The organism is Microseira sp. BLCC-F43, from assembly GCF_041929235.1.
Taxonomy (GTDB): domain Bacteria; phylum Cyanobacteriota; class Cyanobacteriia; order Cyanobacteriales; family Aerosakkonemataceae; genus Microseira.
Genome location: NZ_JBHFNP010000302.1, coordinates 35,611 through 61,835, shown reverse-complemented (window position 1 = coordinate 61,835; position 26,225 = coordinate 35,611). Strand labels below are relative to the sequence as shown.

Here is a 26,225-nt window from a genome sequence, read left to right as displayed (position 1 = left end):
TTATAATCTACTGGCTTTGACCTAGATGATAATATTGATTAATCTTAACTAATATTGACGGCAGATAAATCTGCTCGTGTCGCGTTTGGGCCCCGCAATGAATTGACGGGGCTACCACGCTCCCGTAATTTTTAGGTGTGGGCGGATGGAAGGTACAGGCGTGCCAGCCTTTGTGATAGATCCCCCGGGTTCCCAACATGGCATAGAACTGAGTCTGTTTTACTTTTTTAGGCTTGTTCGGATCCTCATCGGGGGCAACGTAATTGGGATCGGCATACTCACGTGCGAACGTATATTTAAAGCTGATGCCCTCAATTGGATTTTGGGTATAGCCTTTCACAACCTCTGGCGGCTCTAAACCCAGACACTCATAGAGGGTGGGGACAAGATCCACGGCATGAATGTACTGTTTGCGGAAATCTGGCTGTAAGTCTGTCTTTGGGATGCCCTGGCGCCAGGAAATCATGAAAGGAGCAGCAGATCCTCCTTCGTAGCCCGACCACCGTTTCCAGTATTTGAAGGGTGTATCAAAGGCACAAGCCCAACCTGTAGGGTAGTGGTTGTAGGTTTCGTCTGTTCCGAGAACACCGATTTTACTGTAGTTGTATTGAGGGTCGTCAGGAATATCGTTGAAGAACAAGTTTTCGTTGACTGAGCCGTTGGGACCACCTTCTGCACTGGCACCATTGTCTGCTAGGGCAATGATAATCGTGTTGCCTAGTTGTCCCGAATCTTCGAGATACTTGAACAAGCGACCGATTTGTTTATCGGTATAGGTTGAGAAGGCCGCGTAAGTCTCAGCCATGCGGACAAACAGTTCCTTTTGCTGTTGTGTCAAGTCCGCCCAAGGTCTGACATACTCAGTTTGCGGCCAAGGTTGACCAGCAGGACCGACAAAGTCTGGTTCATCCTCTTCATGCAGGTGTTCGCCATGAGGGTTGATGGGAGGTAATTCGGTATGGTCTGGGAATATTCCCATCTCTTTCATCTTAGTGAAAACGTCTTCACGGTATTTCTCATAGCCATCTTTAAAGACGCTAGTTTCCATCGGGTATTTCCCGTCAGCATCCATTTCTCCCGTGTTGTATCCGTACTCGGAGATTTTCTGCGGCCAAATCTGGTGTGGGGCGTGGTTGGCACCTGGAGAGAAATACAGCATCCAAGGTTTATCTGGGGCGATGACTTTGGCATCTTTAATAAACTGAATCGCCTTGTCTACCAAATCTTTGGACAAGTGATAGCCATTTTCTGTGTCCCCCATATCGGGTTTGTAGGGAGGCTCAATCAGATGGTTATCGTAGATGATGTCGGGATACCATTGGTCAGTTTCTCCCCCCAAGAATCCGTAGTAGCGCTCAAAGCCGCGACCGAGAGGCCAATGACGCTTAGTCGCAGCCATGTTTGCTTCTTCTTCTGGGAGCAAATGCCATTTACCAATGGCGTAGGTGTTATAACCCCGTTCTACCAAAACTTCGGAGAGTAGGGCATTTTCAAAGGGGATGCGACCGTTGGAACCGGGGAAACCAGTAGTAGCTTCCTCAATGCAAGCCATCCCGTTGCTGTTGGCGTTGCGCCCATTCAACAGAGAGGAACGGGTAGGAGAACACAAAGCCGTGGTGTGGAAGTTGGTGTAAACCAAACCCGGTTTGGCAACGTATTCCGTAAGGTTGGGCATTTTGATTTTGCCCCCAAACATCTCCCACGCGCCAAAACCCGTATCATCAATGACGATGTAAAGAATATTGGGTGAGCCTTCAGGTGCTTTTGGTTCTGCGTAGGGTTCCCAATCAGGGACAGAATCGCGAATATCGAGAGCGATCGTACCGTTGAATTGTTTAGTCATCACACATCCTTGTATTAGAATTCTCCAACAACTCTTGTGGGATAGGCGTCTCGCCTGTCAAAGAGTTTTTTGCAGAGGTCTATTGATTATCAAGTTGCGATCGTTAGACGATTGAAGTGCGTTCGCGCAGCTGGCGCTATGCCCCTATGCCCAAACCAGGTGTTAGCCATCGGCTGAGCTTGGGGCATAAATTCATTGCTATAAAGTGCTAAAAACCAAAAGGCTTGCACTGGCTAGTTTTCCAGAAGCGAAGATAATCTGATAGATGATCCCTGATGTATATCGCTTTTTAGTCTTACAGCTACTAAAAAGCCAATTGCCTGCAAAAATCCCTCTAACGATGCACAAGAAGTAATATTGGCATTACTTGAGAAAAACGAGTATTCCAAAATTCCAACTTTTGCGTGTGTGAGTAAACGCCACTAGAGAGGGTATAATCCCATTTGTCTGATCTAAGCTCGCTCAAGCGATGTCTCAAATGATTTTACTCAGCCATAATCCCAATCTATGTCGCTGATTGCTAACCATAACTCCCAGGCGGATTCTCTGGTGGTGACTCGCCAGTTTGATGATATTGATGCTTTTGCAGAAGCCATCAAACCCCTGGATATCACAGTTAATCAGTTAACCCCTGGCTGTTTTCTGGGGAGTGTTAATTTTGCCAAATTTGGCAGTCTGAAGTTTACCCACGTTAATCAAAATCAAGGTATTAGAGCAATCGGACTCAAGTCTCCTAGTGACCTTACATTTGCGATCGCACTTCAAGCCGATCAAACACCAGTGGTGTCTCATGGTTGCCAGATCAAAGCACAGGATATAGTTGGGTTTGATCCAACGAGGGAAACCGATTTCATCACACCGAAAGACTCCCACATAGTCCTTGCCAGTGTGAATGTGCAAGTTTTCCATTCCCTAGCTGAGCAAATGGGATGCGACCTGGGGCAAAAGTTTCTCCAGCAGAATTCCGTCCGGTTACATTCTGCATCATTGCGCCTTTTGAAGGCTTACTATCAGCAAATAACTCACATCTTCAGCAGCCAACCATCATTATTTATGCAATCGCAGATGCCATCCTTGATTGTGGAAGATTTTGTGCCGTTGCTGATCGATACCCTGGGAAAGAACGCCCCAAAAAAACGATACCAGCCCAAACTATTCCGCCGTTATGCCCTTGTCAAGAAAGCCGAAGAGATTGCTAAATTATATAGAGATAAACCTTTAACATTACAACAACTATGTGACGAATTAGGAACTAGCAGTAGCGCCTTATGTTATGGATTTAAAGAGATTTTTGGCATGAGTCCAATGGCGTATATCAAGATGCAACGACTCAATGGGGTACGTCGCGCTTTGAAAAATGCTGACCCTGGCAAAACATCGGTGATGCAGTTGGCTCATCAGTGGGGATTTTGGAGTCCAGGGCATTTTGGCAGAGATTATAAAGAAATGTTCGGTGAGTTGCCATCAGAAACGCTGCGGATAAGTAGGTGCAGGTAAATAAAGTGAAAATAGCTATCCCTACCTATGGCGGGACGCCCACCCCACAAGAGATTGAAGGTTTTGTGGGGTGGGCTAATCGCCCGCCATTGTGGTGAGTTTATTTATATTCACCTACTTCCCGCATTTCTCACAAAGACAGGACTTACGCACCACGGCCTAGAAACAAAGGTGAGACCGTCCAACGCGAGTGCGGAAGGGAGGCATATCGCTGATTGCCAAACCAACGATTTTTCGGATCGCCCTTTGTTTCTTTGCGTAAGTCCTAAACTGGAGTTCCCCCCGCAGGGGGGAACTCCAGAAGACTAAAACCCTTATCCTGTATAGGATGTAACGATTATTCTTCCGTTCAACTGTACCCATGTAATTTAAGCTTTTCTTAAGTTTTAAAGGCTGAGTTCCCTACTCCTAATTATGGGTAATCGACCGGACATGATATTATATCATGTCCGGTTAATTACTTGTAATTAAAAACCTCGACCCGTCCGGTGCGTCCGGTGCGTCTGGGCGTCAGCCCGAATTATAAGTATTCAACCGGACATGATATTACTCTATCCCTGGCAGCTTGTGCAATCAATTGCAGCAATTCGTCGTCGGTGATGATTTCCTCTGCATCGGCTTGAGGTAATCCATCAAAGCGGACTTGTTTCCATAGAACATTTGTACATTCCAGGAGACAAAATTCTGGAATATACCAGCGATCTGCTTTCTCATTTAGCCTGTTCGCTTTCTCATTTCAGTAATTCGCCCATTCATTTTGGTATTTTCCCCAAGCTTTATGGCAATTTACTTTCTCATTTTGCCCGTTGGCTTTCTCATTTCAGTAATTCGCGCATTCATTTTGGTATTTTCCCCAAGCTTTATGGCAATTTACTTTCTCATTTTGCCCGTTGGCTTTCTCATTTCAGTAATTCGCGCATAGGCCACATTCCTCACCATCAACTGTCACATAGACAGTCGCAGCTAGTAAAAGTGAATGATTGGGCAGACTTTTAATTATATAAATACTCAGCTATCAGCCTGAGTCTGAGAATCAAACTTTGGCATAACGCTGGATATGCCCTCTGAAAATCTCCATTTTGAATCAGTAAAAATTGCGGAAAAAATCCGATTGTTTGAACGGCATTTATAGGGATAAAATACAATATTAGGCATGGGTAAAGTTTTGGATTGGGGTTATGTTTGTTGGTTTATACTTTTCGCCAAATCGCCAATTGTTAAATATTCTTGCTGTGAAACCTGACTTGAACCTTTAATCAAATCGGCTGGCTTTTCCCCAATCATAATTGTGGGTGCATTCGTGTTTCCCGAAGTCAGGGTTGGCACCTGACTCACGGTATTGCGCCAAATTTTCTGGGTCGCCGTGGGAGCAATTTGGGATAATGTACCATCAGCCGCCACCGCAAAACAGAAAGCCGCAACATTCCCGGTGTTCATGGGAATGGCAGTTCATGCAATATAAAGATCGTAGGTGCAGAAAGCCGGTTTTTCTCGCTCAATAATATCTCTAACTAACCGTTCGTCTATTTGCTGACCTGGGTCGTGACGCAGGCGGACAATAAAGTGAAACGGACGCCCACCCCCTAGCATCGAATCAACGCCGGTAATAGTTTTTCCTAACACAAACCCTTGAGTAAAAATCTCTTCTATGCTTATGTGCTTTTCGGCTTCCGGTAAATCTTCATCTAACGGTAAACCCGTGTAAAGATGCAGGTAAAAACGCAGACCTCGGCGCGTTCCGTGCCAGCGATAAAGTTCTACGGCATTGCGAATGAGACGGCGTTGATGTTTGGTTTCCCAACGAGGATCGATGGGCCAAGCGACCCAATGTGCTAGAAAAGGTAACAGGGTTTCGGGTGCGGTTAAAGGGTCTAAATATGCCCATAAAACGTCTATTGTTTGAACGGCAGGGTCGAATGCTTGCTCGAAAATATTGAGAAAGCGGGCTAAAAAGTCGATTTCGCGGTAAATTCCGGGTAAAAAATTGACGTAGGAACTGCTGGGACGAACGAAGAGGTTAAAAACTGGACAGGCTAGGAGTTGCCGCTGGTTTTCTACTTCTGCGTAAACATACAATTGGGTTTCGTACTTAAGATTTAAGCGCGATCGCGTTTGATTCAAAGCAGATTGATTCTCAAAAAAATCTTCAGGAATTTGGAAGTACAGCGTTTTATCTACTTTTTGATTTGGGGCAATTTCTTCGGCTTCTTCCTGATACCAACTGCACCAAGATTGGGGAAAATCTCCCTCAATTTCTAGCCGCCACCGCAGCGGATGACCTGCCTTATTTTCCAACTGTACTAACATTTCCCCTGGTTCTCCTGGAAAAACCACCAGGTTGTTGGTAATTTGTTCTTCTTTACTATTCCCGGCAAAGCTTGCTATTGCAGAGGTGTCTGTTGCCTGGGGGGGTTGCATCGAGGCAAGTTTTATTGCTAAGGTTGGACGGTAATTGGATTGGGTCATTGCTAATTGCTAATTGCTAATTGCTAATTGCTAATTGCTAATAGGGGACTGGTGATTGGTATTTTCCATTACCGATTACCGATTACCGATTAGCAATTACCTATTACCTATTAATCAAAAAATTGGATGTTATGACCTGAATTTAGTTGACTATTTTCTGGTTTAGCCCAAGAACAGAGCAATCCTAAAGAACCTGGATTAATTATCGATTGGGGCGTGTCTTCGCGAAACCATTCTTCGCCGTATTTCCGCAAGTCAAATAGTTCTACCATGCCTAAATATCGCACCCCTGGAATTTTCTGGCACAAGGCAACAATATCGGAAGGATAGACGGGACGACCTAAATCCCAACCTTTTCCTTCGATTCCGCCAGTAAGAGGATTGAGAAAGCGATATAAAGTAACTAGCAATTGATTGCGGATTTGTTCTTGAGCGCGCGGGTTGTTATAGTTTCGATCGATGATAACTTCAGTTCTGACGCTGACGCCGATATATTCGGGTTCTTGTAATTTTACCTGCACTCCCAATGGTTTGCGGTCTTGCATGTATTCCATAATTGCTGTTTCCAATTGAGAGTTAAGTTTAAAATACTGCTCCGGGTTCATTCCTTGGCGAAAATCAATTGTATCGGTATTGAATTGGGGAACAATTAGGAGCGTGACTCGACCGGGTGCGGCATTAATTGGATCGGTGAGACAATGAGCGCGAGCGACGGATCTGGATGCTTTTTTGGCGACGTTCTCAAAGTCTTCTGGGGTGACGGCAGATTCGCGAGTCCGCAATATTTGCGGCACTCTAATTACTGCTTGATCTAACGATTCGGGGTCGATTCCTCCGATGGCGGCGTGATAATTTATAACGCTTTTAACGTAAGGAATTGCTTGTTTAATCACCGTTAGTTTTTCTGCTTGAACGTTGCCGCGACTTCCCCCACCTGTGCGGTAAGCAACCATATAAATTTCTGCTCCTGGTGGGGGAACTTTGCCGTATTGTCGTTCTAGTGCTTCGTTGAAGTTATCGGTGGCGTAGGGTTGGATATTGGATAAGTTTCGCGTTTCTGTGCTATCTCGCCGGACGATTCTTCCGGCGGGTTGGATTTGCGATCGCTCTCTAGTTCTCTGCTTTAATTGTGCCGGTTCTCGAATCAACGGGCCAAATTGAATCGTACCAGTTTGCGAATCTATAGTATAGTGTTCGTCCTCCGGACCAGAGTCGGCAAAATCGGCAACTTCTTTCCAATCTTTGGGTTGACCGTTAATCGGTATTACCCGAATATGTTCGCCTGATTTTCGCTCTAAAACAGGTTTCCCTTGCAATTGAAAAGATTGTCCCGGTTTTCCATCGCTGACTCCCAGGAATTCCTCTTCAATACGTATACATTCGCTGGCATTTACTGCACCGCCAATCGAACGAATGTTGATCCCAACAATACTGGGAGAACTGCTATAACTTGGCTGTAATTCTTTAGGACTTGTGTAAACGCAACGTATCCAATGACCCTGATATTCAGTGCCGAAATTGGTGCTAGGCCATTGTTGGGGTAAGTGTAGCACAACATCGGCGCCGTCGATTAAAGGATTGGTGCCAAGCTGTCCTACTTCACTAAAACTGAATCCTTTTGTTTTATCGTCTTCTCTTTTTCTTAATAAAATATTTGGTTGCCATTTTTCACCGTTCCAAGCTTCCCACCTCAAAGGAGGGTCATCGGGATCAATCCCAGTTGTTCTAGCAGCTTCGCCTCTAAAAGTAATAGCGATTACATTTCCTATAATTGGGCTTTCTGGGTCTTCTTGCAAGACTAAATAAAAGCAGTTACCGGGAGTGGATTGCTCGAATAGCAGGGTTTCTTCTAGAGTCCACCATTGATTGTTTAAGGGGGTGCGATTTCGCAAATTTTGCGGTCTATCTTCTTCGGTATAACCTGTCAGAAAGTGGCTAATTTTAGGATTGCCAATAACCAATTCCCGCTCTGTACTGAAAATAATTGCTTCTTGGGTTTCGGTTCGCACCGTCGCGACTTCAGTCGAGTCAGGAATTCTCATCGGTTCCCGTTGAGCTTGAGTGAGATAAAATGTCAGTTCGCACCAAGCAGGTGCGGGAGGTTGCAGGCGAATTCCCAACAATTCTAGAAACGCGACGTAATTGCGACGGGGAACTTGATTGAACCGCATTAACATTTGGTCGGTTAACCAAGAAAACAGTTCAATTAAAGTTATTCCCGGATCGCCTGGGTTATGATTTGTCCATTCCGGACAGTAGCGAGGAATGCGAAGGATGCATTCTTCTACTAAATCATCAAAACTGCGGTCGTCGAGATCGGATTTCGGTAATTTGGGTAAAAAATCAAAGTCCATAATTTATATCATCCACTATAAAACTTCTCCGCCTCCCCGCGTCTCCCCATCCCCCCGTCAGTTACTTTTCTTCTGGTGCTAAATAAAAGGGATAAACCAAACTTCGAGTATCGGGACTATTTTTAGGTTGATAAACGATCTCAATATCTACTTTACCCCTGATTGGGTCGGGGTCGGCACGCACTTCTTTGAGGATGATGCGCGGTTCCCACATTTCCAAAGCTTCTTCTACGTACAGGCGGATTAGCATCAGGGTTTGAACGTTCATCGGTTCAAATACTAATTCTGACAGACGAGAGCCAAAGTTGGGGCGATACACCCGTTCCCCCAAATCAGTTCGCAGGATAATGATGATAGATTCTTCGATATTTGGCGTACTCGCACTGAGTTGGATGCCACCCTGTACGTTGACTTGTATGGGAAATGCTAACCCGGCACCAATGTAGTCTTCCTGCTGATCGTAATAATCGTCTTCAGGCATAGGAGTTCGTTTTTTTTGCCTGGTGTATATTTTACTACAATGTTGCGTCTATGGCTAGTTGCTGGGGATTGGTTTTTGCGATCGCGTGCGGGGGGAGCTTTGTTTGTACAGGACTGACGCAAAAAAACAAAGGTGATAGGAAAGAAACCGGGTTTTTGGGTCCGCGTGCGTCAGTCCTGTTGTAGAAAAACTAGAACATCCTAAAGGTTGCCGCTACTGCGAATTAAGCTCTCCAATTCGTTTCTTTTTGGCGATGCCTCTAAGACAGTCTTTTTGGTAATTTTACCTGACTTATACAGGTTGTAAATCGATTGATTCATCGTACACATGCCGGAGAAACTACCTTCTTTCATCGGTGCTTCAGTTTCCTCAACTTCCCCGCGGCGGATAAAGTCTTTGATCGTATCTGTATTGAGCAAAATTTCGTGGATGGCGGCGCGTTTGCTATCAGTAGTTCGGACTAGAGATTGAGCGAGCGCAGCTACGAGGGACTCTGCGAGTTGAACGAGCAAAAGTTTTTGCTCATATGGTTCAAACATATTCAAGATCCGATCTATAGTTTTGACGGCACTGTTGGTATGGAGCGTACCAAATACCAGATGTCCGGTTTGAGCAGCTTGGAGGGCAGTGTTGACGGTGTGGCGCGCGCATTTCTCCCATTAAGATTACATCTGGATCTTCTCGCAATGCTGCCTTCAACCCCCGATTGAAATCCAGCGTGTGAATGCCTACTTCCCGCTGACTAAGAACTGATTTGTGGTCTTGATGGACAAATTCAATTGGGTCTTCGATGGTAATGATATGCTTGGGCATGTGTTTGTTAATGTAGTCCACCATTGCAGCTAAAGTTGTAGATTTGCCCGACCCAGTGGGACCTGTAACCAGAACCAAACCTTTTTGATAATGGCAGATATGTTGAAATACTTTAGGTAACCCCAGTGACGCAATGGTAGGAATTTTTAACGGAATCAACCGCAGCACCATTGCCGCTCCTTTCAGGGTATTGAATAGATTCAACCTCACCCGTGCAAATTCATAGCTGGCAGATCCATCAAAATCAAAAATCTCTTGAAACTGTTTCATTTCTGTTTCTGTTAAAACTTCTCGCACCCAGCTAAAAAACGTCGCTTCATCAGTTTTGGGATAAGAACTAACTTCAATTTCTCCTCGATTGCGAAAGCAGGGAACTTTACCCACACCCAAAGGTCGGTCAGAAAACCCTTTTTCATAAGCTTCTCGCACCAATTGTTCCAGGGTAGGTACGTTAGATTGAGGTTTTGCTGCAACTACCTGAATTGCCAGGTCTACCCGGTCACTATCCAGCATAATTGACAGATGGTAGCTTCCGGGCTGCTGTAAGGCGAGATCGATGCGCCAATTGCCTTCGCTGGTAACAGAGGGAGCAGTTACTTTGATTTGGTTGTCTATTGCCAGGATTGGGTGAGTGCCAGCATAGATCGGATCGGCACATCCAACCACAGAAAACCTCTGGAGTGCTTGAATCGGCAGAGTTGGAGCTTCGAGGATTTTGAGCATATTGGTTAATAGTTTGACGTTGCTATCTGTTTATATGTCTGAGAGTCGAGCAGATATGCAATCTCGCTGGCACAAAAGCTGGAAAATGCGTCAGACTGGGGTGTGTGTGTTCTGGGGGAGTTCTGGGAATACCGATCAAAACGCGAGTCAGGTGGAATAATTCAGGACTTACGCTCTTCGGAACCTATCACCAAAGTTTCTTGCTGCGATCTCTAGTTTCATAGAAACTTTGGTGTTTGCGTAAGTCCTATAATTCTGATTCGCTGTTCTCGATTCAAGTTGCGTGTACGGTTCGTGTGTCGTCGTTCGTAGTTCGCGATCGCTTAAACTAACCGCTTCGTTTTTTCACCAGATCGTCTCGCTTTTAACTTCTAGAGGTTATGACAGAACCCAACGTTACGCACAAATCCAGTTCTGAATATATGAGGGCAGAAAATATGCTGGATAAACTCCCTCCCGCCGCGAGACAATGGGCTGAAAGTTTGCCTTGGCATCAACGCCGCTACGTTTTATCTTTGTGTCATTTAATTTGTGCAGCAACTCCTGAAGTCCAAGCAGAATTTTTAGATTATTATACCGCCGATGGCTTGGTTGCCAGAACCCTGCGCGATCGCGATACTCAACACCGAGTCCAATGCTATCTAAAAGCCTTTCACATTCAAACCGAACTCAGCGAATCCCTGTTAAAAACCTATGTTAGACAGTTTTATATCCATTCGGCTCAAGATACGCGCCGCCAGCCAGAGCGATATTTAGAATCCGCGTTGCGCTTATCCAGCAATACCGAAGAACGAAATAGCGTTTTTAATTATATTTTGGGTTTTGAACTCTTTAAGATGATGTTTAAAATGAGTTGGTCGCAGCACGAAAGATTAGCTTCCCTGCAAAAATCTCCATCCCGATTTATTCAAGAATATATCAAACCCATTCAACTCGCTCATAAACTCAACAAAATAGTGATTCCCAAAAATGAAAAAGTATTTTTTGATAAACACTGTTATTTTATTCAAAAACCCAACGTCACCGATAAAAAGCTGACCGAGATAGTCATCGCTACCTTCACAACAGATACGGTGATTGATTTTGGTTTTTCTATTATTCGTCACCTCAAATCTTTAGTCTTCGACTACGAATATATTTTTCAAGCCGAACAAGAAAGCATTTTTACCTAATAGGTAATTGGTCAATTGGTAATAGGTAATTGGTAATGGATAATTGTCTGGTGATTCCACAGCCAAATAATCCACAGGACTGCCGCTCATATTCCGGGTTTCTATGAAATAAAACTTACGCAAGCGCGTTCCTATCACCAAAGTTTCTGCGTAGATCTCTGGTGACAAAGCGACGATTTTTCAGAGAAACTTTGGTGTTTGCGTCAGTCCTGATAACTTAACGCTCCGGCAAAAAACCGCCCTGAATTTCTATTCCTCGACTTTGCATTACCTGTTCAAACAAATCGGTTGGCAATGCTTGTTCCACTGCCCAAACACCGGGTTTGTTCAGTTTTCCATCGAGGATTAACTGAGCCAGCGTACCCGTGCCGCAACCTGCTGCTGCGGCTGCATTTTCATGGACTAAAGTTGAGCAATAACACGCCGGTTGACCGTTTTTAATCCCCGTGACTTGAGAGCGAATGGCGACGCCTATGCCGGTGAAGCGATCGCTTACTCCGGTCATCTTATAGCTAACATTGGCTAAAAACTCGATAACGGGGGGATTTTTCAGCCAGCTAGCGGGCCAAGTTTTAGCCACCCACCAGGTGAGATAATTGTAAAAATCGGGAACCGAACCGAATTTAGTAATAACCGTTTTGACCGGAAACGTATCTGGAAGCGTAAAAGTTTCCGGCATATCGTACCAGTAAACGCCAGTTTTCCCGTAGGGGGGAGGGAAGGTAACCGTTTCGCGCTCGCTATAAGGTTTCACTACTTGCCATTTGCTATCGCTCCAACATTCAAAGGGATTTTGCAACCCCAAAAATGTCGTCCGCATCACCGTAAGACCAGCCCCGCCAGACCCGGATACCACATAACTTAAATGGATGCGTTCCGCACTATCCAATTGCTCAACGTCGTGCCGCACCATACTATTAGAAATACCGGGGAAAATCCCCGTATTTACAATAGCCGTCACCCCGGCTTTTTCTGCCTCAGATTGATAGTTTAGTGCCTTGACAGTAAAAGAGCGGTGGTCGCTGACATCGAGGTAATGTACGCCATTTTCGATGCAAGTTTTGAGGACGATAGCATCGCGGTAGTGAAATGGACCAGCACAGTGGATGACGATTTGGGATTGGGCGATCGCTTCTTGCAACAATTCCTTATCTGCCAAATCCAACGCCAGAAACTGTACTTGCGACCCCAGATTAGAACTGACCGCATTTCCCGTTACTGGGTTTCTTCCAGTAATCGTAATTTCTGCCTGTGTATGATCGACCAAATCCGCCGCCACACTGCTGCCAATTCTGCCGCTTCCCCCAATAATTAAAACGCGATTTTTCATTGCTAATTGGTAATTGCTAATTGCTAATTGCTAATTGCTAATTGGTAATTGGTAATTGGTAATTTAATATTTCAGATTTTCAACTTAATTATTCAATGTGAAATCTTAAATTTGCCATCTGCTATTACCCATTACCCATTACCGATTACCGATTACCGATTACCCATTACATAATTCTAAACACCGATTCTACCGTCGATTTAATCGAATCGCGTGCATCCTTTAAAGCTTGGGCAATTGGTTGTTGCGCGTGCAAGAATACCCTAGCACAATTGCGTCCCGGCATTCCAGAAACCGAACCACCTGGATGCGTTCCAGCACCCGTGAGGAACAGTCCATCAATCGGCGTTTTGTAATTAGCAATTTCCGGCAATGGACGGAAGAATACCATCTGATCGAGAGTCATATCGATGTGATAGTAATTTCCGTTATAAGCGCCTAAACGCGCTCCTAATTCTGCCGGACTTTCGACGCGACGCGCAAAGGTTGCTGTCTTGACATTTGGCGCATATTCTGCTATTTTTTCAATCGCGCGATCGGCGACTTTATTTTTCAGTTCATCAGTCCAACCCGTGCCATATTGACCCGTTCCTTCTAAACCAGCAATTCGATAAGGGGCAAAAAATTCGATCCAAACTGTATGTTTGCCATCGGGTGCCATTGACGGATCTAACATCGTCGGTTGCACTAGATACATCGAAGGATCTTCGATGGGAATTTTACCAACTGCCGGGTCGCTGTGAGCAATTTCAACTTGCCGCACTGAGTCAGCAATTAACACCGAACCAATCAAATATTCATCTTTGTGTTCGTGATGCTCAAACCGCAGCGGTTCGTTCATTGCTAAGTCGATTTTGAGGATCGTCTCGTTATTATTAACAATGCGACGATCTAACCTTTCTCGCAAATCTGGATCGGCAGCATCCACATCGCTTTCATCCACCAATTGTAAGAACAAACGTCTGGCATCGATATTAGAAATTACGCCTTTTTCTGCGCGGTATTCCGTGCCATTTGCCACCCGAACGCCGACAGCTTTGCCATTATCAATTAAGACGCGTTCGACATGTTGGTCGGTGAGGATTTCTCCACCCAAGCTTTTAATTAATCTGACCAATGCTTCTACCAAAGCACCCGTCCCGCCTCTCGGTCTTGCCATACCGGGGTTGTGACGCATTGCCATCATAATTGCACCGATTCCCAGGGTTTTTTGGGAGGGAGGCGCGCCTAATTCAGCAGCTAATCTCGCTAGCGGTGCTTTGACAAATTCCTCATCAAACCACTCGTTAAGCATATCCTCGGCGCTGGTTAACATCGTGCGAACAAAGTCTAATGTTTTGTTGGGCGAACCGATGACCGAGAATAAATCTTTCAGCTTTTGAATGTCGTAATTGCCTGCAATATCGATAATCGATTTTGGCGGCGCGTTAAACATGGGAATCATTGCCCCTAACGCGCGCTGCCAAAATAGGGTGAACTCTTTGTATTTTTTGGCGTCGCGATCGCTATATCTGGCAATTTCCGCACAAGTTTTGTCCAGGTCGCGATGGGCTAAGAAATATTTTCCGTCTGGATGGGGACAAAAAACAACCGGGTCGCAGAAAAGATATTCTAATCCGTATTTTTCCAGTTCTAATTCTTCAACAACTGGTCCCAGGTGAATAAATTCGTGGTCGATGGCGCAGAGGTTGAATTTAAAACCGGGTGCTGACTCCGGCATGATTTCTTCAGTTGTAGCCGCCCCACCGGGAACCGAACGTTTTTCTAGTAATAAAACGCTATATCCGGCTTTGAGCAAATAAGCGGCGCAGACTAATCCATTATGGCCTGCACCAATAATTACAACGTCATAGGTTTGCATTTGTGTTGCTCCAGAGGATATTGTCTTTACTAGATCTTAAGAAGATCGAGAAAAGTAAAGGCTCTGTCGAATTGCAGAGATCGTTAATCAGACAATATCTATTTTCGCCCAATCTAAATTTTTTTTCCTACGCCCTACGTCCTATTTTCATGTGCCAAAGGGATGATATCGCGCCTGTAATGCCATCGCAAGCCAAGCAACCATTTTACCATCCCCGCCGCAGCTTGCGATCGCATACACTACCCCCTTCTACCCTATCCCAAGGATGCGCCGCCGCCCTTCTAACAAAAATTTTAAATTTATAATGAAGGTATTTGGCGCATGTAAGCTTCCACTTCCAGGGTTAAACTACCTTCTCCCACCACCATATTCTTGATCCTAAACGCCGAGCCTTCATATTCAAAATAAGGTAAATTCATCAGTTCTTTTGCCTTTTCCATGAAAGCTGCCGCTAATTCCAGTGTAATACCTTTTCCTTTGGTGCAGTAAAGCCCTTGCAGCAATACGGGATGTTCATCTGTACGTGGTATAGCACTTGCAGTGAAGGCAAGTTCTTCAGTTTTTCCCTCAGTTTGTAGCAGAAAGTCGCCGCTAAACATTATTTGGTTGTTACCTCGTAATTGCATCTCCATCTGTTGCGGTTTCAAAGTCACCAATTCATCATCCACATGCAAATCTATTGATGGCATCTTGCGGCGAACAAAGTCTGAATTCATCGCCCGGTTAAGATCGGCTTCTTTTAAGACAACGCGAATACTAGCATCAGTTGGGTGGTCTAATTCAACTTCGCCGCCAAAAAGAGAACCTAAAACATCGATGCCAATATTACTGGTGTGCAGTTCCATCTCCTGCACGCGGATATCTTTTTGTACGACTAAACCTTGTCCCACAACCGAAACCGAATCAGCCTTTCCCTGAACCATTTTCAGCAAATCGGTGCGGACACTTACATTAATATCCTCGACTCCCTCAAGTTGGCTAGTGATTCCTATCTCCGCTGCCTGAGAAAGCGCTTGCTCTTCTATTTTTAAATTGTTGTCTGTCATAATATTGATTTGAGATTTCAGATTTGAGATTTGAGATTTTGTATTTGGGAACCCCCCCTTATAAAGGGGGGGCAGGGGGGGATCGGATTTTGAATTCATGACTTACGCAAAGAAACCGGGTTTCTACAAAAAATCGTTGGTTTGGCAATCAGAGATTGTAGCAAGAAACCCGGTTTCTAAGAGCGCCGCGAGTTTTAGTTGTGTTCGTAGTAAGGACTTTAGTCCTGATTTATTAGGCTTTGAGGACTAAAGTCCTTACTACAAACAAATCTGAAATTACGATGATGGGAACTGCGTCACCAAAGCTTCTGCTTGCAGCGTTAGCTTACCTGGTTGCACGTCTAAATGCTTCAGGCGCAGCGACATGCCTTGTAGTTCAAAGTTTCGCAGATCTAACAATTCGCTAGATTGCTCTAACAAAGCTTGGGTAAGTTCTGGGGAGATTTCTTCGCCTTCGGCATATTGAACTTCTTCCAGGGATAGGCGATTTCCACCTTCGCGCATACGCGGAACTGCGGTAAAATAAACTTGCTTTGTTTCGCCGGTTTCTTGCATAAAAACATCGGCTTTTAGCGCAAATTTTCCTTCACCTGGTAAGCGAAATTCCACCTGTTTTGTGTCAAGGGTAATCGGTTGACCGTTGACATGTACCTTTTGGTTTTGCAGTTTTTCGCTGAGGAATTCTGAATTAAAGGCGCGGTCGATATCTGCTTCGGTTAAAACCACATAAGTTTCGGCTTCAGTGGGATGATTCAGTTCAATTTTGCCAAAAGCAGCGCTGAGGGGATTAATGGCAATATTATCGATATTTACCTTTAATTCTTCGGCGCGCAGGTCTTGTTGCATCACCAGACCTTTGCCTTCAATTGAAACTGATTCTAATTCCCCTTGAATTAGCTTAATCGGATTAGTCCGAATATCTACATTCAGTTCTTCGACTTCATCCAATTGACTGGCTAATCCAATTTCTGCGGCTTTTGAGATCGCCTGCTCTCCTAAATCTGGCATAAGTGCGTTATCTGCCCTATAAATACGTTGCCCTGATTGTTACTGTAAGTTGTCAGATAGGGACAGAGTATCTGTATAGGGACAGAATAAATTATTTGAGCGACAATCTATCTATCGAGGGGGGAATATGACAGCGTAAATAGGTAATCGGGCTTCAGGAGCAGAGGAGCAGAGGAGCAGAGGAGAAAAATTTTTTTAACAATAAAGTAGGGGCGGGTTTTACCAATAACCTTTGGCACTAACAGATAACTCGGTACTTACGCAACTTCTCTATATGTAGAGTGCGTTAACCCAGTGTAACGCACCATGTCCACTATATCTGGAGTTCCTGCGTAAGTCCTGTAACTGTAATAAACCCGCCCCCCGACTTGATATGAAATAGTACAACAAACAGAACTTATGCAGAAACCCGGTTTCTTAAAGAAACCGGGTTTCTTTCTTAAACTTGCACCGGAATTTTGACTGCTTTTCGCTGACGTGTTACAACCATTTTTAGACTGGTAGGCGGTGCTAAAGTGACGCCACGGCGGACGGGACGCACCGGACGGTTATCGGCGAGTGCGAGTTCCCAGGTAGACAAAATAGTTGCTAATACCAGTTTCATTTCATATTGGGCAAATGCCATGCCGATGCAGCGGCGATCGCTACCCCCAAAGGGAAAATATTCATAAGGTGAAAATTGCCGTTCTAAAAAGCGTTCGGGTTTGAAACGCTTTGGTTCTGGGTAGATATCTTCGCGATGGTGCGTTAAATAAACGCAGGGAGAAATCACCGTACCCGGTGCAAATTCATATCCCATTAGTTGGAATGGGGATTTCACAATTCTAGGGAAAATCACCATTGCGACTGGGTAAATTCGCAGCGTTTCTTGACAAACTGCGTTCAGGTAAGGCAGTTTGGTAACGGCATTGGGGTCTAACTCACCACCGAGGGTATCCAACTCTTTGTTCAGTTTGTCGCGAACTTCTGGTAAATTGTGAATCCAGTACAATGCCCATGCTAGGGAAGAAGCAGTGGTTTCGTGTCCGGCAAATAGCAGCGTCATCAACTCATCGCGCAACTCTTCATCGGTCATTGGCTGACCTTCTGCATCGCGAGCAGACATTAACAATGTCAGAATATCAGTTCGAGATGGATTTGGTTGCGCTCTGCGTTCCTCAATTTCAGCATAAAGTAGTTGGTCAATTTGTTGCTGTCTGCGGACAAAGTGTCCCCAAGGACTCCAAGCACCTAAATCTACTTGAAGCGACTCAAAAAACAGCAAGCTGGAACTGAGGGGAGAACTCACTGCATCTAGCAGCGATGTAAAAAGGTCTTTTAGTTGTTGATAACGCTGCCCCTGATTCATGCCAAATACGGCATTTAAAATTACCTGGAGGGAGATTTCTTGCATGGCAAAACGGACGGGGAAGGGTTCGCCGTTACGCTGCTGACCGATTAATTGTTCAGTCAGGTCACACATCAGCTTGCCGTAAGCTTTCATGCGTTCCCCGTGAAACGGAGGTGTCAACAATTGGCGCTGGCGTTGGTGGGTTTCTCCATCCAGCAATACGATTGAGTTATTTCCCACAATCGGTTGTAAGATGTAATTGCCCACACCAGATTCAAATAGTCTTGGATCTGCGGTCAAAAGCTCCTGAATTGCTTTTGGGTTGCTCAATAGCACGTAAGGTGGAATATTGCCCCAGCGCGCTGTAAACATCTCACCGTAGCGCGCAGCAGAGGTTTCGAGTTAATTTAAGGGGTTAGCGATCCACTGGAGTAGCTGTATAAATCGCGGCGTTGTTGGCCCATCGGGTAGTTTCATTGGTTTTGTTAAAAATCGTTACTTTCCTGAAACTAACCTAGCAAACGTGGTAGTGCGATCGCTCTTTTGTCAATATGTTTGAGCCAAGACAGGCTTCCCTGTAGATATTGCCTGTTCGATAATATCGGCGGCGCGGCTCACCCCGCCTGCTTGGCGAATGGCTTGTTGTAATCGGACTGCGTTGTTTTTATAAGAGTCTTCTTTTAGCTAAAACCGACAGAAGCCCCACGTCTGACCCGATAGGGCAGCGTGGGATGAATGGCGGGTGAGTTGACGACAGTCCTCTGACCAATGCCGGAGGCGAGGTCAGAGGACAGGTCGGAAACGAGCAAATCTTGTGTTATATTGTTTTATAGCAAACGCCGTATACTCTAATATGTTAAGAGTCGTCAAGGTCAGGTTGTATCCAAATAGCCAGCAACAACAGTTACTAGCGCAAGCTTTTGGCTCTTGTCGCTGGCTTTGGAATTATTGCTTGAATTTGATAAATCAAACATATAAAGAGACAGGTAAAGGGTTATCTGGATACGAAGTCAAAAAGATAATTCCCCAACTAAAAAAAGAGTATGAGTGGCTGTCGCTGACTTACTCGCAATGCTTACAGCAAGTTTGCTTAAATCTGGGAGTAGCTTTTAATAACTTCTTTGAAAAAAGAGCTAAATACCCTAGATTCAAATCTAAACACGGTAAGCAGTCAATTCAATATCCTCAAAACGTTAAAGTTGCTGATAGTTATGTATCCTTACCAAAAATAGGAGATGTATCGGCAATTATCCATAGACCAATTGAGGGTAAAGTCAAAACTGTAACCATTTCTAAAAACTGTTATAATCAATACTTCGCAGCCATTCTATTTGATGATGGTCAAGATAAACCGTTATCAAATGCAGAAGGTAAAGCAATAGGTATTGACCTGGGGTTAACTCACTTTGCTATTACAAGTAATGGGTCTAAGTTTGATAATCCTAGAATAATTACCAAACATGAGAAGAATTTAAAACTCAAACAGCAGCAGTTATCTAGAAAACAAAAAGGTTCTAAGAACCGGATTAAATCTAGAAAGAAAGTCGCTAGAGTTCACAGAAAGATTGCTAACTGCCGTGAGGATTTTCTCCACAAGCTATCTCGTAGGATAGTTAACGAAAATCAAGTTGTTGTTGTGGAAAATCTCAATGTGTTAGGTATGATGCAGAATCATAAACTAGCAAAATCCATCCACCAAGTCGGATGGGGGATGTTCTGCACCATGTTGAAGTATAAAGCAGAAGCAGAAGGGAAAGTTTATCAAGAAGTTGATAGATTTTTCCCTAGCTCAAAAACCTGTCATGTATGCCTCAATCAAGTTGGCAGTTTACCGCTCGATATCAGGAATTGGACTTGCGAAAGTTGTCAAACCAAACACGACAGGGATATTAACGCAGCTATCAACCTTCGTAATGAAGGACTACGAATTTTGACCTCTGGAACGGGGGATAAAGCCTGTTGTCCAGATGTAAGACGCAGCAGGGGAGGACGCAAGAAATCTACTACCGCGCTTTCTGTTGGGCAGGAAGCCCACACTTACCCGTAGGGAAGTGTGGGTAGTTCACCACTTGCTTGATGGCACTTTGGAGTGCGGCAACGTTTAAGCGTTTCAAAGGTATCACTTCTCCGGCGCCAGTTCTGGCAAGACGAGCGGCGATTCCAGGTTGTTCGTTAGTAATTGGAATCGCTACGATCGGCACGCCGCTGCTTAATGCCCCCACTGTGGTATTCATGCCCGCATGGGTGATAATCAGCCTCGAGCGTTCAATTAATTGCTGGTGGGGTGCAAACGAAACTACCAGCGGCTCTCCGGGTAGCTTTAAGTCTGATGCCTCAATGTTGGGATTTCCCAAAGAAATTACCAGTTGCACGTCTAATCCGATGCAAGCCTCAGCAATAGTATGAAAAATTTCCCATTTCCGGTTTTGTAAAGTCCCCAGTGAAGCGTAAATTAGCGGTTGACCCGTCAATTTTTCCAACGGAAAAGAAAGAGATCCGAAAGAAACGGGTTCTAAGCCAGATGCATCTTGAAACGGCCCGGTGTAATGGAAGCACCGAGATAAACCAACTCGCGGGAAATCAAACTCTGCTGGGATCTGGCAGATTTGAGCCAGTTCGGAGTAACCATTCTCGCGGCTGGAATAGGGGGGTAAGTTCCATTGCTGCCGCTGCCGGACAACTATATCCCAAACGGATTGCGTCAAGCGGTCGATCAGCAAGTTCCCTGCTTGGTTACGCAGACGCGCCCACCATGCTTCGCTGTAACTCCAATGGGTAAAAAATGGGGGAACTCCAGCTTCCTGGTTCACCAACAGCGCATTACAAACGGTGATGTAGGGAAGATTGAGGAAATCGGCAACCGTTCCACCTGCACGGGTGACCTGATCGATTAGCAACGCTTCCACACCGGCAGCTTTAACGGCTTCTGGCAATTCGAGGAAAAGCATCGCTGTTTCTTTTTGGATCGCACTGACTGTAAATTTCAACCCAGCCAGTCCGCTCATTTCACCCAACTGTTTATATTTTTGCTCCAAGGTTCCGGCAGGAATTGCATCTTTTCCAATTGTCGAGAAGTTTAATCCCGATTTCATCACCTTTGGTTGAACGTCGGGTATGCCAAATAGGGTGACGCAATGACCGCGTTTTTGTAATTCTCGACCCAAGACGCACATCGGGTTGAGGTGACCGATTGCTGGAGGACAGATAATACCAAAATGAGTCATAAACACCTCCCCACCATGAAAGTTTGGGTTAGGGAACAGCCTAGCAAAAAGGGGCGCGATCGCGCTTACTTTAGCTTCCCCAGCAGAAGCCTCTCGCTCACCCGAAGGGGAGCTACAGTGCGATCGCTTTGCCCCCAGATATAGCCGTTTTCATTCCGATAGCGATCGAGGTTCGAGGTAGGTTGGGTAACGCTTGCGCTCTACCCAACCTACATTTTTGCCGTGTTACGCTACCTTTCCGGCGGCTCAAACACAATCTCAAACACCGCCTGGGGAACATACCGCCGCAACGTTCGCACCTGGTCGTCCGCGTCTTGGCGATGGAAAAAACGAGCAATTTGGTGCGTTTTAGCACCCGGTAACAACCGCACAATTACCCAAGGTCGATGCAGTCTTTCTTGATTTCTGATGGTATTGAGATAGCCAGCAAGCACATATCCCTTGAGGTTCGCACTGACCTGCTCAATAAGCAAAGCAGCAATGCGCTGTGCTTCCTGTGCCTTCAGACACAACCCGGTTGCGTTAAAATCACCATCCGAGTAATTACTGATACAGCATAACAGTTGCGTAATGCAAAAGTCATGTAATGCTTGCTGATACTCGGAGGAGCGTTCGCACCAGCGATCGCCAATCGGTTCTACCATTATTAATGCCTCCTTTTTTAAGAGAGCCAGAAGCCAGCGTTAGCTCTAGGAAAGTTGGGCGCTGGCTTTTGACCTTTTAGCTTTAATAGCCATAATAGCATTAATTCTATCAATGTCATCAATGTTATTAAAAAACCGACGCAAAAGTGGCTCATAATAGGGATGAGGTTCACTGATGCTATCAATGCCAGGAAAAGACACAAATACAGTAATGCTGCGGGTGGAAGTACCCGAAACACTGCGAAATCGGCTGAAAGCGCAATCAGCCCGAATGCAAATTACGATGGGCGAGTTAGTCGAAAAGCTGATAGATGAGCCAATAACCCTCAGAGAGCTAGAGATAGAAACACTAAAAAGGCTGCAAAAGCAAGAATAAAGCGGAAATCACCTTTTTGATCCAGAAGACGCCAAGACAAATCTCAAGACGGATGGCAATCGCCAAGATCCCAGAAACCCGGTTTCTTTAAGAAACCGGGTTTCTGGGCTTTCCGAATCATTGAGGATGGCTATAGCCTAAGCTTAACCAGAAACGGCCTCAAGAGTTCGCGACTTCACCGGACGCTCGCCTTTTACCACCATCTGAATGCTACGATTCGGTGCTGAAACTAAGCCCCGGCGCGTCGGTAGAATCTCGCGATTATCTGCCAGTTCCAGTTCATAACGCGAGAGTATTTTAGCCAGTGCCACTTTCATTTCAAACAAGGCAAAGGCATAACCGATGCACCGCCTCGCACCACCGCCAAAAGGCAAGTACTCATAAGGTGAATATTGCCGTTCTAGGAAGCGTTCTGGCTTAAATTGTTTGGGTTCTGGATATAAATCTTCCCGCTGGTGAGTTAAATAAATCGAACCCATCAAAATCGTACCCGGTTCCAGGTCGTAGCCGCCGAGGGTGACAGGTACTTTCGGCACTCTGGGGAAGGTTAGCATCCCAACCGGATAAATCCGCAATGTTTCGCTACAAACAGCATTGAGATAGGGCAGTTTGAAAATAGCGCCTGGGTCTGGATTGTCGCCCAAACTATCGAGTTCTTGCAGTAATTTTTCCCGTACCGATGGTAGTTTATCAATCCAGTACAATGCCCAAGCGATCGCAGTTGCTGTGGTTTCGTGACCTGCCACCAACAGCGTCATCAACTCATCGCGCAATTCCTCATCGGTCATCGGTTCTCCCGCTTCATCCCGCGCCGCCATTAATAAGCTGAGGATGTCTGTGCGATTGGGATCGGGTTGCTCTCGACGTTGTTGCATTTCCTCGTAAAGCAGATTGTCAGTTTGCTGCTGACGGCGCAGAAAATTTCCCCAAGGAGTCAGCGGGCCTAAATCTCTTTGCAAAGCTGGAAAATAAAGCATCGCGGCGCTCAAGGGAACGCTCATCCCCTCCATCATTCCCACCAAAAGATGTTCGATCTGTTCGCCTCGCGCATCTTCATTCAGACCAAACACCGCTTTCATCATCACCCGCAGGGTAATCGCTTGGGTGGAACTCCGGACGCAGAAAGGTTTGCCTTGCTGCCACTGGTTCATCACTTGTTCGGTAACATCGCCAATCGTCTCACCGTAGGTTCGCATCCTTTCGCCGTGAAACGGAGGCATCATCAACTGGCGCTGGCGACGGTGGCGATCGCCACTCAATGCAATCACTGATTGTTTCCCCAGCAAGGGTTCCATAATCTCATTCAATTCGCCGGGGGCTTCAAACTCCTTAGTATCCTTTGTCAATATCTCTTGCAGCGCTTGGGGGTTGCTGACAAACACGACAGGTATCAAGCCGCCGCCAACCCGTGCCGTGAAGATGTCGCCGTAGCGTTTGGCACATTCTTCCATAAACTGCATCGGGCGCGCGATCCACTCGATCATTTGTAGCAGCGCTGGGGTTTTCGGGCCGGGTGGTAGTTTCATGGGTAAATTTAACCTAAATCAGAGCGGTTTTGCCTTAAATCTGGCACTATTATCTTCTGTCGTGCCACACCCAACCGGGTGGGGCTTTCCTCTGGGTCTGGAGCGGTAAAAAAATACTTATTTGCTCCTTACCATAATAATGCACAATTTCACCTTTAACTTAATTTATCTTTGTATTACTTATCAGTCATCAACTTTTGCAACATAAAAGTTGTAAAATTTTTGTTAAATTAATCGAGCAGCTACAGTTCTCTAGAGAGAGATTAAGGTAATAAGCATGACAGCAACAACACCAAAGGCAACGTCGGCGACTCCGAGTTTTTGCGAGGGAATTCAGTATTTTGGTGAAGCGATCGCAGATTTTGAGACGTATGGAAAAACACCAGTAATAGCAGAGGGCAGTGTAGCGATCGCAGACCCCACAGATGCATCTGCCGTTTACCAAACTTTACTTTATGCCGACGCCTTGCGCTATTTGACGCTGCAAATTACGGGAAGTAAAGCTTCTGGACACCCAGGGGGTTTTGCTTCGCAAGCGGAAGCTTACGCGGCGTTAGTCATGCTGGGTTACAAGAACATTATTACGGAAGTGGGACACCACGCACCGGGGTTTTATAGTGCGATGTTCTTGGATCGGTCGCTGGAGGACATGGGGATAAATACGGTGCAACAGTTGCGCGATCGCTTCCGGGAAAAACACGGACTCTTAGGACACCTCTCCGGTTACATTCCCGGTATTCTCGCACCCGCAGGCCCCCTGGGACAAGGGGAACACTTTGCCATGGCAGCTGCGTTACTCCACAAAGATAAGTTATTCCCCTTCACCGTCGGCGATGGTGGGTTAGGCGAACCCTATATTATGAGCGGTATGGCACATTTCCACACCGCCTATCCAGGAGTGACAAATTTCTTACCCGTGTTGGTTTGGAATGGATATTCTCAGGAACACCACAGCATGGTATCGCTCAAAACCAATGAAGAAATGATCGCCTATTGGCAAGGTAACGGTTTTGAAGAAGTTGTATTAGTCAATGCCAAAGATTTTGACGACCAAAATCAACCCGGCGATTACGTCGATAGTACTGCTTTTTCTTTCCAGCAACGCCTCGCTTTTACTAAAGCAGTTCTTGTCGGAATTAACCAAGGGGCGCGTTCTGCACTCAGCGGCAAATTAACCGCATTTATTATTAAACAACTCAAAGGTGCGGGTGTCCACGCACGGGGAGCAAAATCCCACAACCTTTATGCCAAAGATACCCTCGATAGTCCCCACATGATCGGCGCTTTGAAAACCCGTGCCTTGCCTGAATCAGCTTGGCAGTTAGTGCGGACAAATTGCGAACGCGCAGGTGGTGGACCAGCGGCGAAAACCGTCGTCACAGAATTTGAATTAACTCTGCCAGAATTAGGCCAATTGCCTTTAGAAGAATACGCCATTGGCGAAGAACATCCCAAAGTTTCCACCACAGCAATGGGGCGTTTGGTGGCACATGTAGGACAAACAGATCCTGGCTATTTAGTCACCAACGCCGACGGTAATGAAGCATCTGGAATTGCCAATATTAACCAAGCGCTGAAGATTATCCACCCGACAACTGATGACTTGTACAACCAAGCACCAAGGGGACAAGTTTACGAACCTTTGAGCGAAGATGCTTGTGCGGGGTTAGCAGCAGGTTTGGCGTTAATGGGTAGCCGTACTTTGTGGTGTTCTTACGAATCTTTTGCGATCAACGGGTTACCAATTTGGCAAACGGTAACGCAAGCAATGGCAGAATTGCGCCGTGCTACTCCGTCTACAATTACTTTATTTACTGCCGGGGCATTGGAACAAGGGCGCAACGGATGGACGCACCAACGTCCGGAAATTGAAGCGTATTTCGCGGCGATGATGCGGAACGGAAATGTATTTCCTTTATTCCCAACCGATGCAAATAGCATTCAAGTTTGTTACGAATGGGGTTTGAGTACAAAGAATAAGGGAGTTGTGATTACTGCGAGCAAATCTCCCCTGCCAATTCACACTACTTTTGAACAAACACGCCAAGCATTGCGCGACGGGGCCGTAATTTTGCAAGAAATCGATCCGCCACAACCGAATGGTGGAGTTGGCAAGAAAGTTGTATTTGCCGTCGTTGGAGATATGACACTGCTGCCAGTATTTGAAGCTGCCGCTTATCTGGAAACAGAAGAGATTGGCGTGCGAATTGTTTCTGTTGTCAATCCTCGGCGCTTATATCGTCCCAGCGATGTAGCTTGGGATACTTGTTCCGAACCCGATGGCGGCTTTTTAGATGATGCTAAATTTGAAGCATTGTTCGGCGGAGATGCCTTAATTGGCGTTACAGGTGGCGCTGCTGGAATGCTCGAACCTATCATGTTGCGGAGTACTTGCAAGCGCGATACTTTCGCTTGGAAGCGAGGAGAAACAACAGCAAGTGCTGGTGAATTGATGGCGTTTAATGGATTAACTGCTGAAGCGTTAACAAAACGCGCAATTGAGTTAGTGCATTAAACTGTTTAGGAATTGT

General features: G+C 45.6%; 20 protein-coding genes and 1 pseudogene. 6 read left to right on the top strand and 15 right to left on the bottom strand.

Going from position 1 to position 26,225, the window contains the following annotated elements:
- Nucleotides 1–7: 7 nt before the first annotated feature.
- The gene (locus tag ACE1CM_RS40205; RefSeq protein ID WP_374884674.1) at nt 8–1,843 is read right to left on the bottom strand and encodes a sulfatase-like hydrolase/transferase; all 1,836 of its coding nucleotides are present in this window, start codon (nt 1,841–1,843) and stop codon (nt 8–10) included.
- Nucleotides 1,844–2,350: 507 nt separating this feature from the next.
- Between ACE1CM_RS40205 and ACE1CM_RS40200 the strand changes: the two genes are divergently transcribed.
- The gene (locus ACE1CM_RS40200) at nt 2,351–3,340 is read left to right on the top strand and encodes a helix-turn-helix transcriptional regulator (RefSeq protein WP_374884672.1); all 990 of its coding nucleotides are present in this window, start codon (nt 2,351–2,353) and stop codon (nt 3,338–3,340) included.
- A 660-nt stretch (nt 3,341–4,000) separates the two neighbouring features.
- The gene (locus ACE1CM_RS40195) at nt 4,001–4,336 is read left to right on the top strand and encodes a hypothetical protein (protein WP_374884670.1); all 336 of its coding nucleotides are present in this window, start codon (nt 4,001–4,003) and stop codon (nt 4,334–4,336) included.
- Nucleotides 4,337–4,516: 180 nt separating this feature from the next.
- Here the strand turns inward: ACE1CM_RS40195 and ACE1CM_RS40190 are convergent, their stop codons facing one another.
- The 6 genes from ACE1CM_RS40190 to ACE1CM_RS40165 all read right to left on the bottom strand — a co-directional run bounded on the left by ACE1CM_RS40190 (nt 4,517) and on the right by ACE1CM_RS40165 (nt 10,177).
- Nucleotides 4,517–4,777: a hypothetical protein gene (locus ACE1CM_RS40190; RefSeq protein WP_374884669.1), complete on the bottom strand. Its 261-nt coding sequence runs from the start codon at nt 4,775–4,777 to the stop codon at nt 4,517–4,519.
- A gap of 12 nt (nt 4,778–4,789) precedes the next feature.
- Nucleotides 4,790–5,806: a phage tail protein gene (locus tag ACE1CM_RS40185; RefSeq protein ID WP_374884668.1), complete on the bottom strand. Its 1,017-nt coding sequence runs from the start codon at nt 5,804–5,806 to the stop codon at nt 4,790–4,792.
- A gap of 110 nt (nt 5,807–5,916) precedes the next feature.
- Nucleotides 5,917–8,160 (bottom strand): putative baseplate assembly protein, encoded by a 2,244-nt coding sequence (locus ACE1CM_RS40180; RefSeq protein WP_374884667.1) that lies wholly within the window; start codon nt 8,158–8,160, stop codon nt 5,917–5,919.
- 61 nt (nt 8,161–8,221) lie between these two features.
- Nucleotides 8,222–8,641: a GPW/gp25 family protein gene (locus tag ACE1CM_RS40175; protein WP_374884665.1), complete on the bottom strand. Its 420-nt coding sequence runs from the start codon at nt 8,639–8,641 to the stop codon at nt 8,222–8,224.
- Between the two features lie 200 nt (nt 8,642–8,841).
- Complete coding sequence (locus ACE1CM_RS40170) at nt 8,842–9,240, bottom strand: hypothetical protein (protein ID WP_374884678.1); 399 nt, start codon at nt 9,238–9,240, stop codon at nt 8,842–8,844.
- Nucleotides 9,173–10,177, bottom strand: coding sequence for a type IV pilus twitching motility protein PilT (locus ACE1CM_RS40165; protein WP_374884663.1), 1,005 nt, complete (start codon nt 10,175–10,177; stop codon nt 9,173–9,175). The genes ACE1CM_RS40170 and ACE1CM_RS40165 overlap by 68 nt, the downstream gene beginning before the upstream one ends.
- Nucleotides 10,178–10,557: 380 nt before the next feature.
- Between ACE1CM_RS40165 and ACE1CM_RS40160 the strand changes: the two genes are divergently transcribed.
- On the top strand, nt 10,558–11,349 hold the full coding sequence (locus tag ACE1CM_RS40160) for a cobyrinic acid a,c-diamide synthase (RefSeq protein WP_374884662.1): 792 nt from the start codon (nt 10,558–10,560) through the stop codon (nt 11,347–11,349).
- Nucleotides 11,350–11,566: 217 nt separating this feature from the next.
- On the opposite strand, the gene ACE1CM_RS40155 is transcribed toward ACE1CM_RS40160, so the two are convergent.
- The 5 genes and pseudogenes from ACE1CM_RS40155 to ACE1CM_RS40135 form a co-directional block, all read right to left on the bottom strand.
- Nucleotides 11,567–12,700, bottom strand: a complete 1,134-nt coding sequence (locus ACE1CM_RS40155; protein WP_374884677.1) for a saccharopine dehydrogenase NADP-binding domain-containing protein — start codon at nt 12,698–12,700, stop codon at nt 11,567–11,569.
- 145 nt (nt 12,701–12,845) lie between these two features.
- Nucleotides 12,846–14,540: a beta-carotene ketolase CrtO gene (gene crtO, locus ACE1CM_RS40150; RefSeq protein WP_374884661.1), complete on the bottom strand. Its 1,695-nt coding sequence runs from the start codon at nt 14,538–14,540 to the stop codon at nt 12,846–12,848.
- A gap of 299 nt (nt 14,541–14,839) precedes the next feature.
- On the bottom strand, nt 14,840–15,586 hold the full coding sequence (locus ACE1CM_RS40145; protein WP_374884660.1) for a DUF2993 domain-containing protein: 747 nt from the start codon (nt 15,584–15,586) through the stop codon (nt 14,840–14,842).
- A 276-nt stretch (nt 15,587–15,862) separates the two neighbouring features.
- On the bottom strand, nt 15,863–16,594 hold the full coding sequence (locus tag ACE1CM_RS40140; RefSeq protein ID WP_374884658.1) for a DUF2993 domain-containing protein: 732 nt from the start codon (nt 16,592–16,594) through the stop codon (nt 15,863–15,865).
- A gap of 439 nt (nt 16,595–17,033) precedes the next feature.
- A pseudogene (locus tag ACE1CM_RS40135) lies at nt 17,034–18,302 on the bottom strand (cytochrome P450); the annotation flags it as partial.
- Between the two features lie 475 nt (nt 18,303–18,777).
- Between ACE1CM_RS40135 and ACE1CM_RS40130 the strand changes: the two are divergent.
- Nucleotides 18,778–19,971 (top strand): RNA-guided endonuclease InsQ/TnpB family protein, encoded by a 1,194-nt coding sequence (locus ACE1CM_RS40130; protein ID WP_374884656.1) that lies wholly within the window; start codon nt 18,778–18,780, stop codon nt 19,969–19,971.
- On the opposite strand, the gene ACE1CM_RS40125 is transcribed toward ACE1CM_RS40130, so the two are convergent.
- The gene (locus tag ACE1CM_RS40125; protein ID WP_374884654.1) at nt 19,928–21,148 is read right to left on the bottom strand and encodes a glycosyltransferase; all 1,221 of its coding nucleotides are present in this window, start codon (nt 21,146–21,148) and stop codon (nt 19,928–19,930) included. The genes ACE1CM_RS40130 and ACE1CM_RS40125 overlap by 44 nt on opposite strands.
- Nucleotides 21,149–21,378: 230 nt before the next feature.
- Nucleotides 21,379–21,792 (bottom strand): hypothetical protein, encoded by a 414-nt coding sequence (locus ACE1CM_RS40120; protein ID WP_374884653.1) that lies wholly within the window; start codon nt 21,790–21,792, stop codon nt 21,379–21,381.
- 175 nt (nt 21,793–21,967) lie between these two features.
- On the opposite strand from ACE1CM_RS40120, the gene ACE1CM_RS40115 reads away from it, so the two are divergent.
- On the top strand, nt 21,968–22,168 hold the full coding sequence (locus tag ACE1CM_RS40115; RefSeq protein ID WP_374884651.1) for a hypothetical protein: 201 nt from the start codon (nt 21,968–21,970) through the stop codon (nt 22,166–22,168).
- 143 nt (nt 22,169–22,311) lie between these two features.
- On the opposite strand, the gene ACE1CM_RS40110 is transcribed toward ACE1CM_RS40115, so the two are convergent.
- Nucleotides 22,312–23,694: a cytochrome P450 gene (locus tag ACE1CM_RS40110; RefSeq protein ID WP_374884649.1), complete on the bottom strand. Its 1,383-nt coding sequence runs from the start codon at nt 23,692–23,694 to the stop codon at nt 22,312–22,314.
- 277 nt (nt 23,695–23,971) lie between these two features.
- Between ACE1CM_RS40110 and ACE1CM_RS40105 the strand changes: the two genes are divergently transcribed.
- Entirely contained in the window at nt 23,972–26,209 is a 2,238-nt protein-coding gene (locus tag ACE1CM_RS40105) for a phosphoketolase (RefSeq protein WP_374884648.1), read from the top strand.
- Nucleotides 26,210–26,225: the final 16 nt, after the last annotated feature.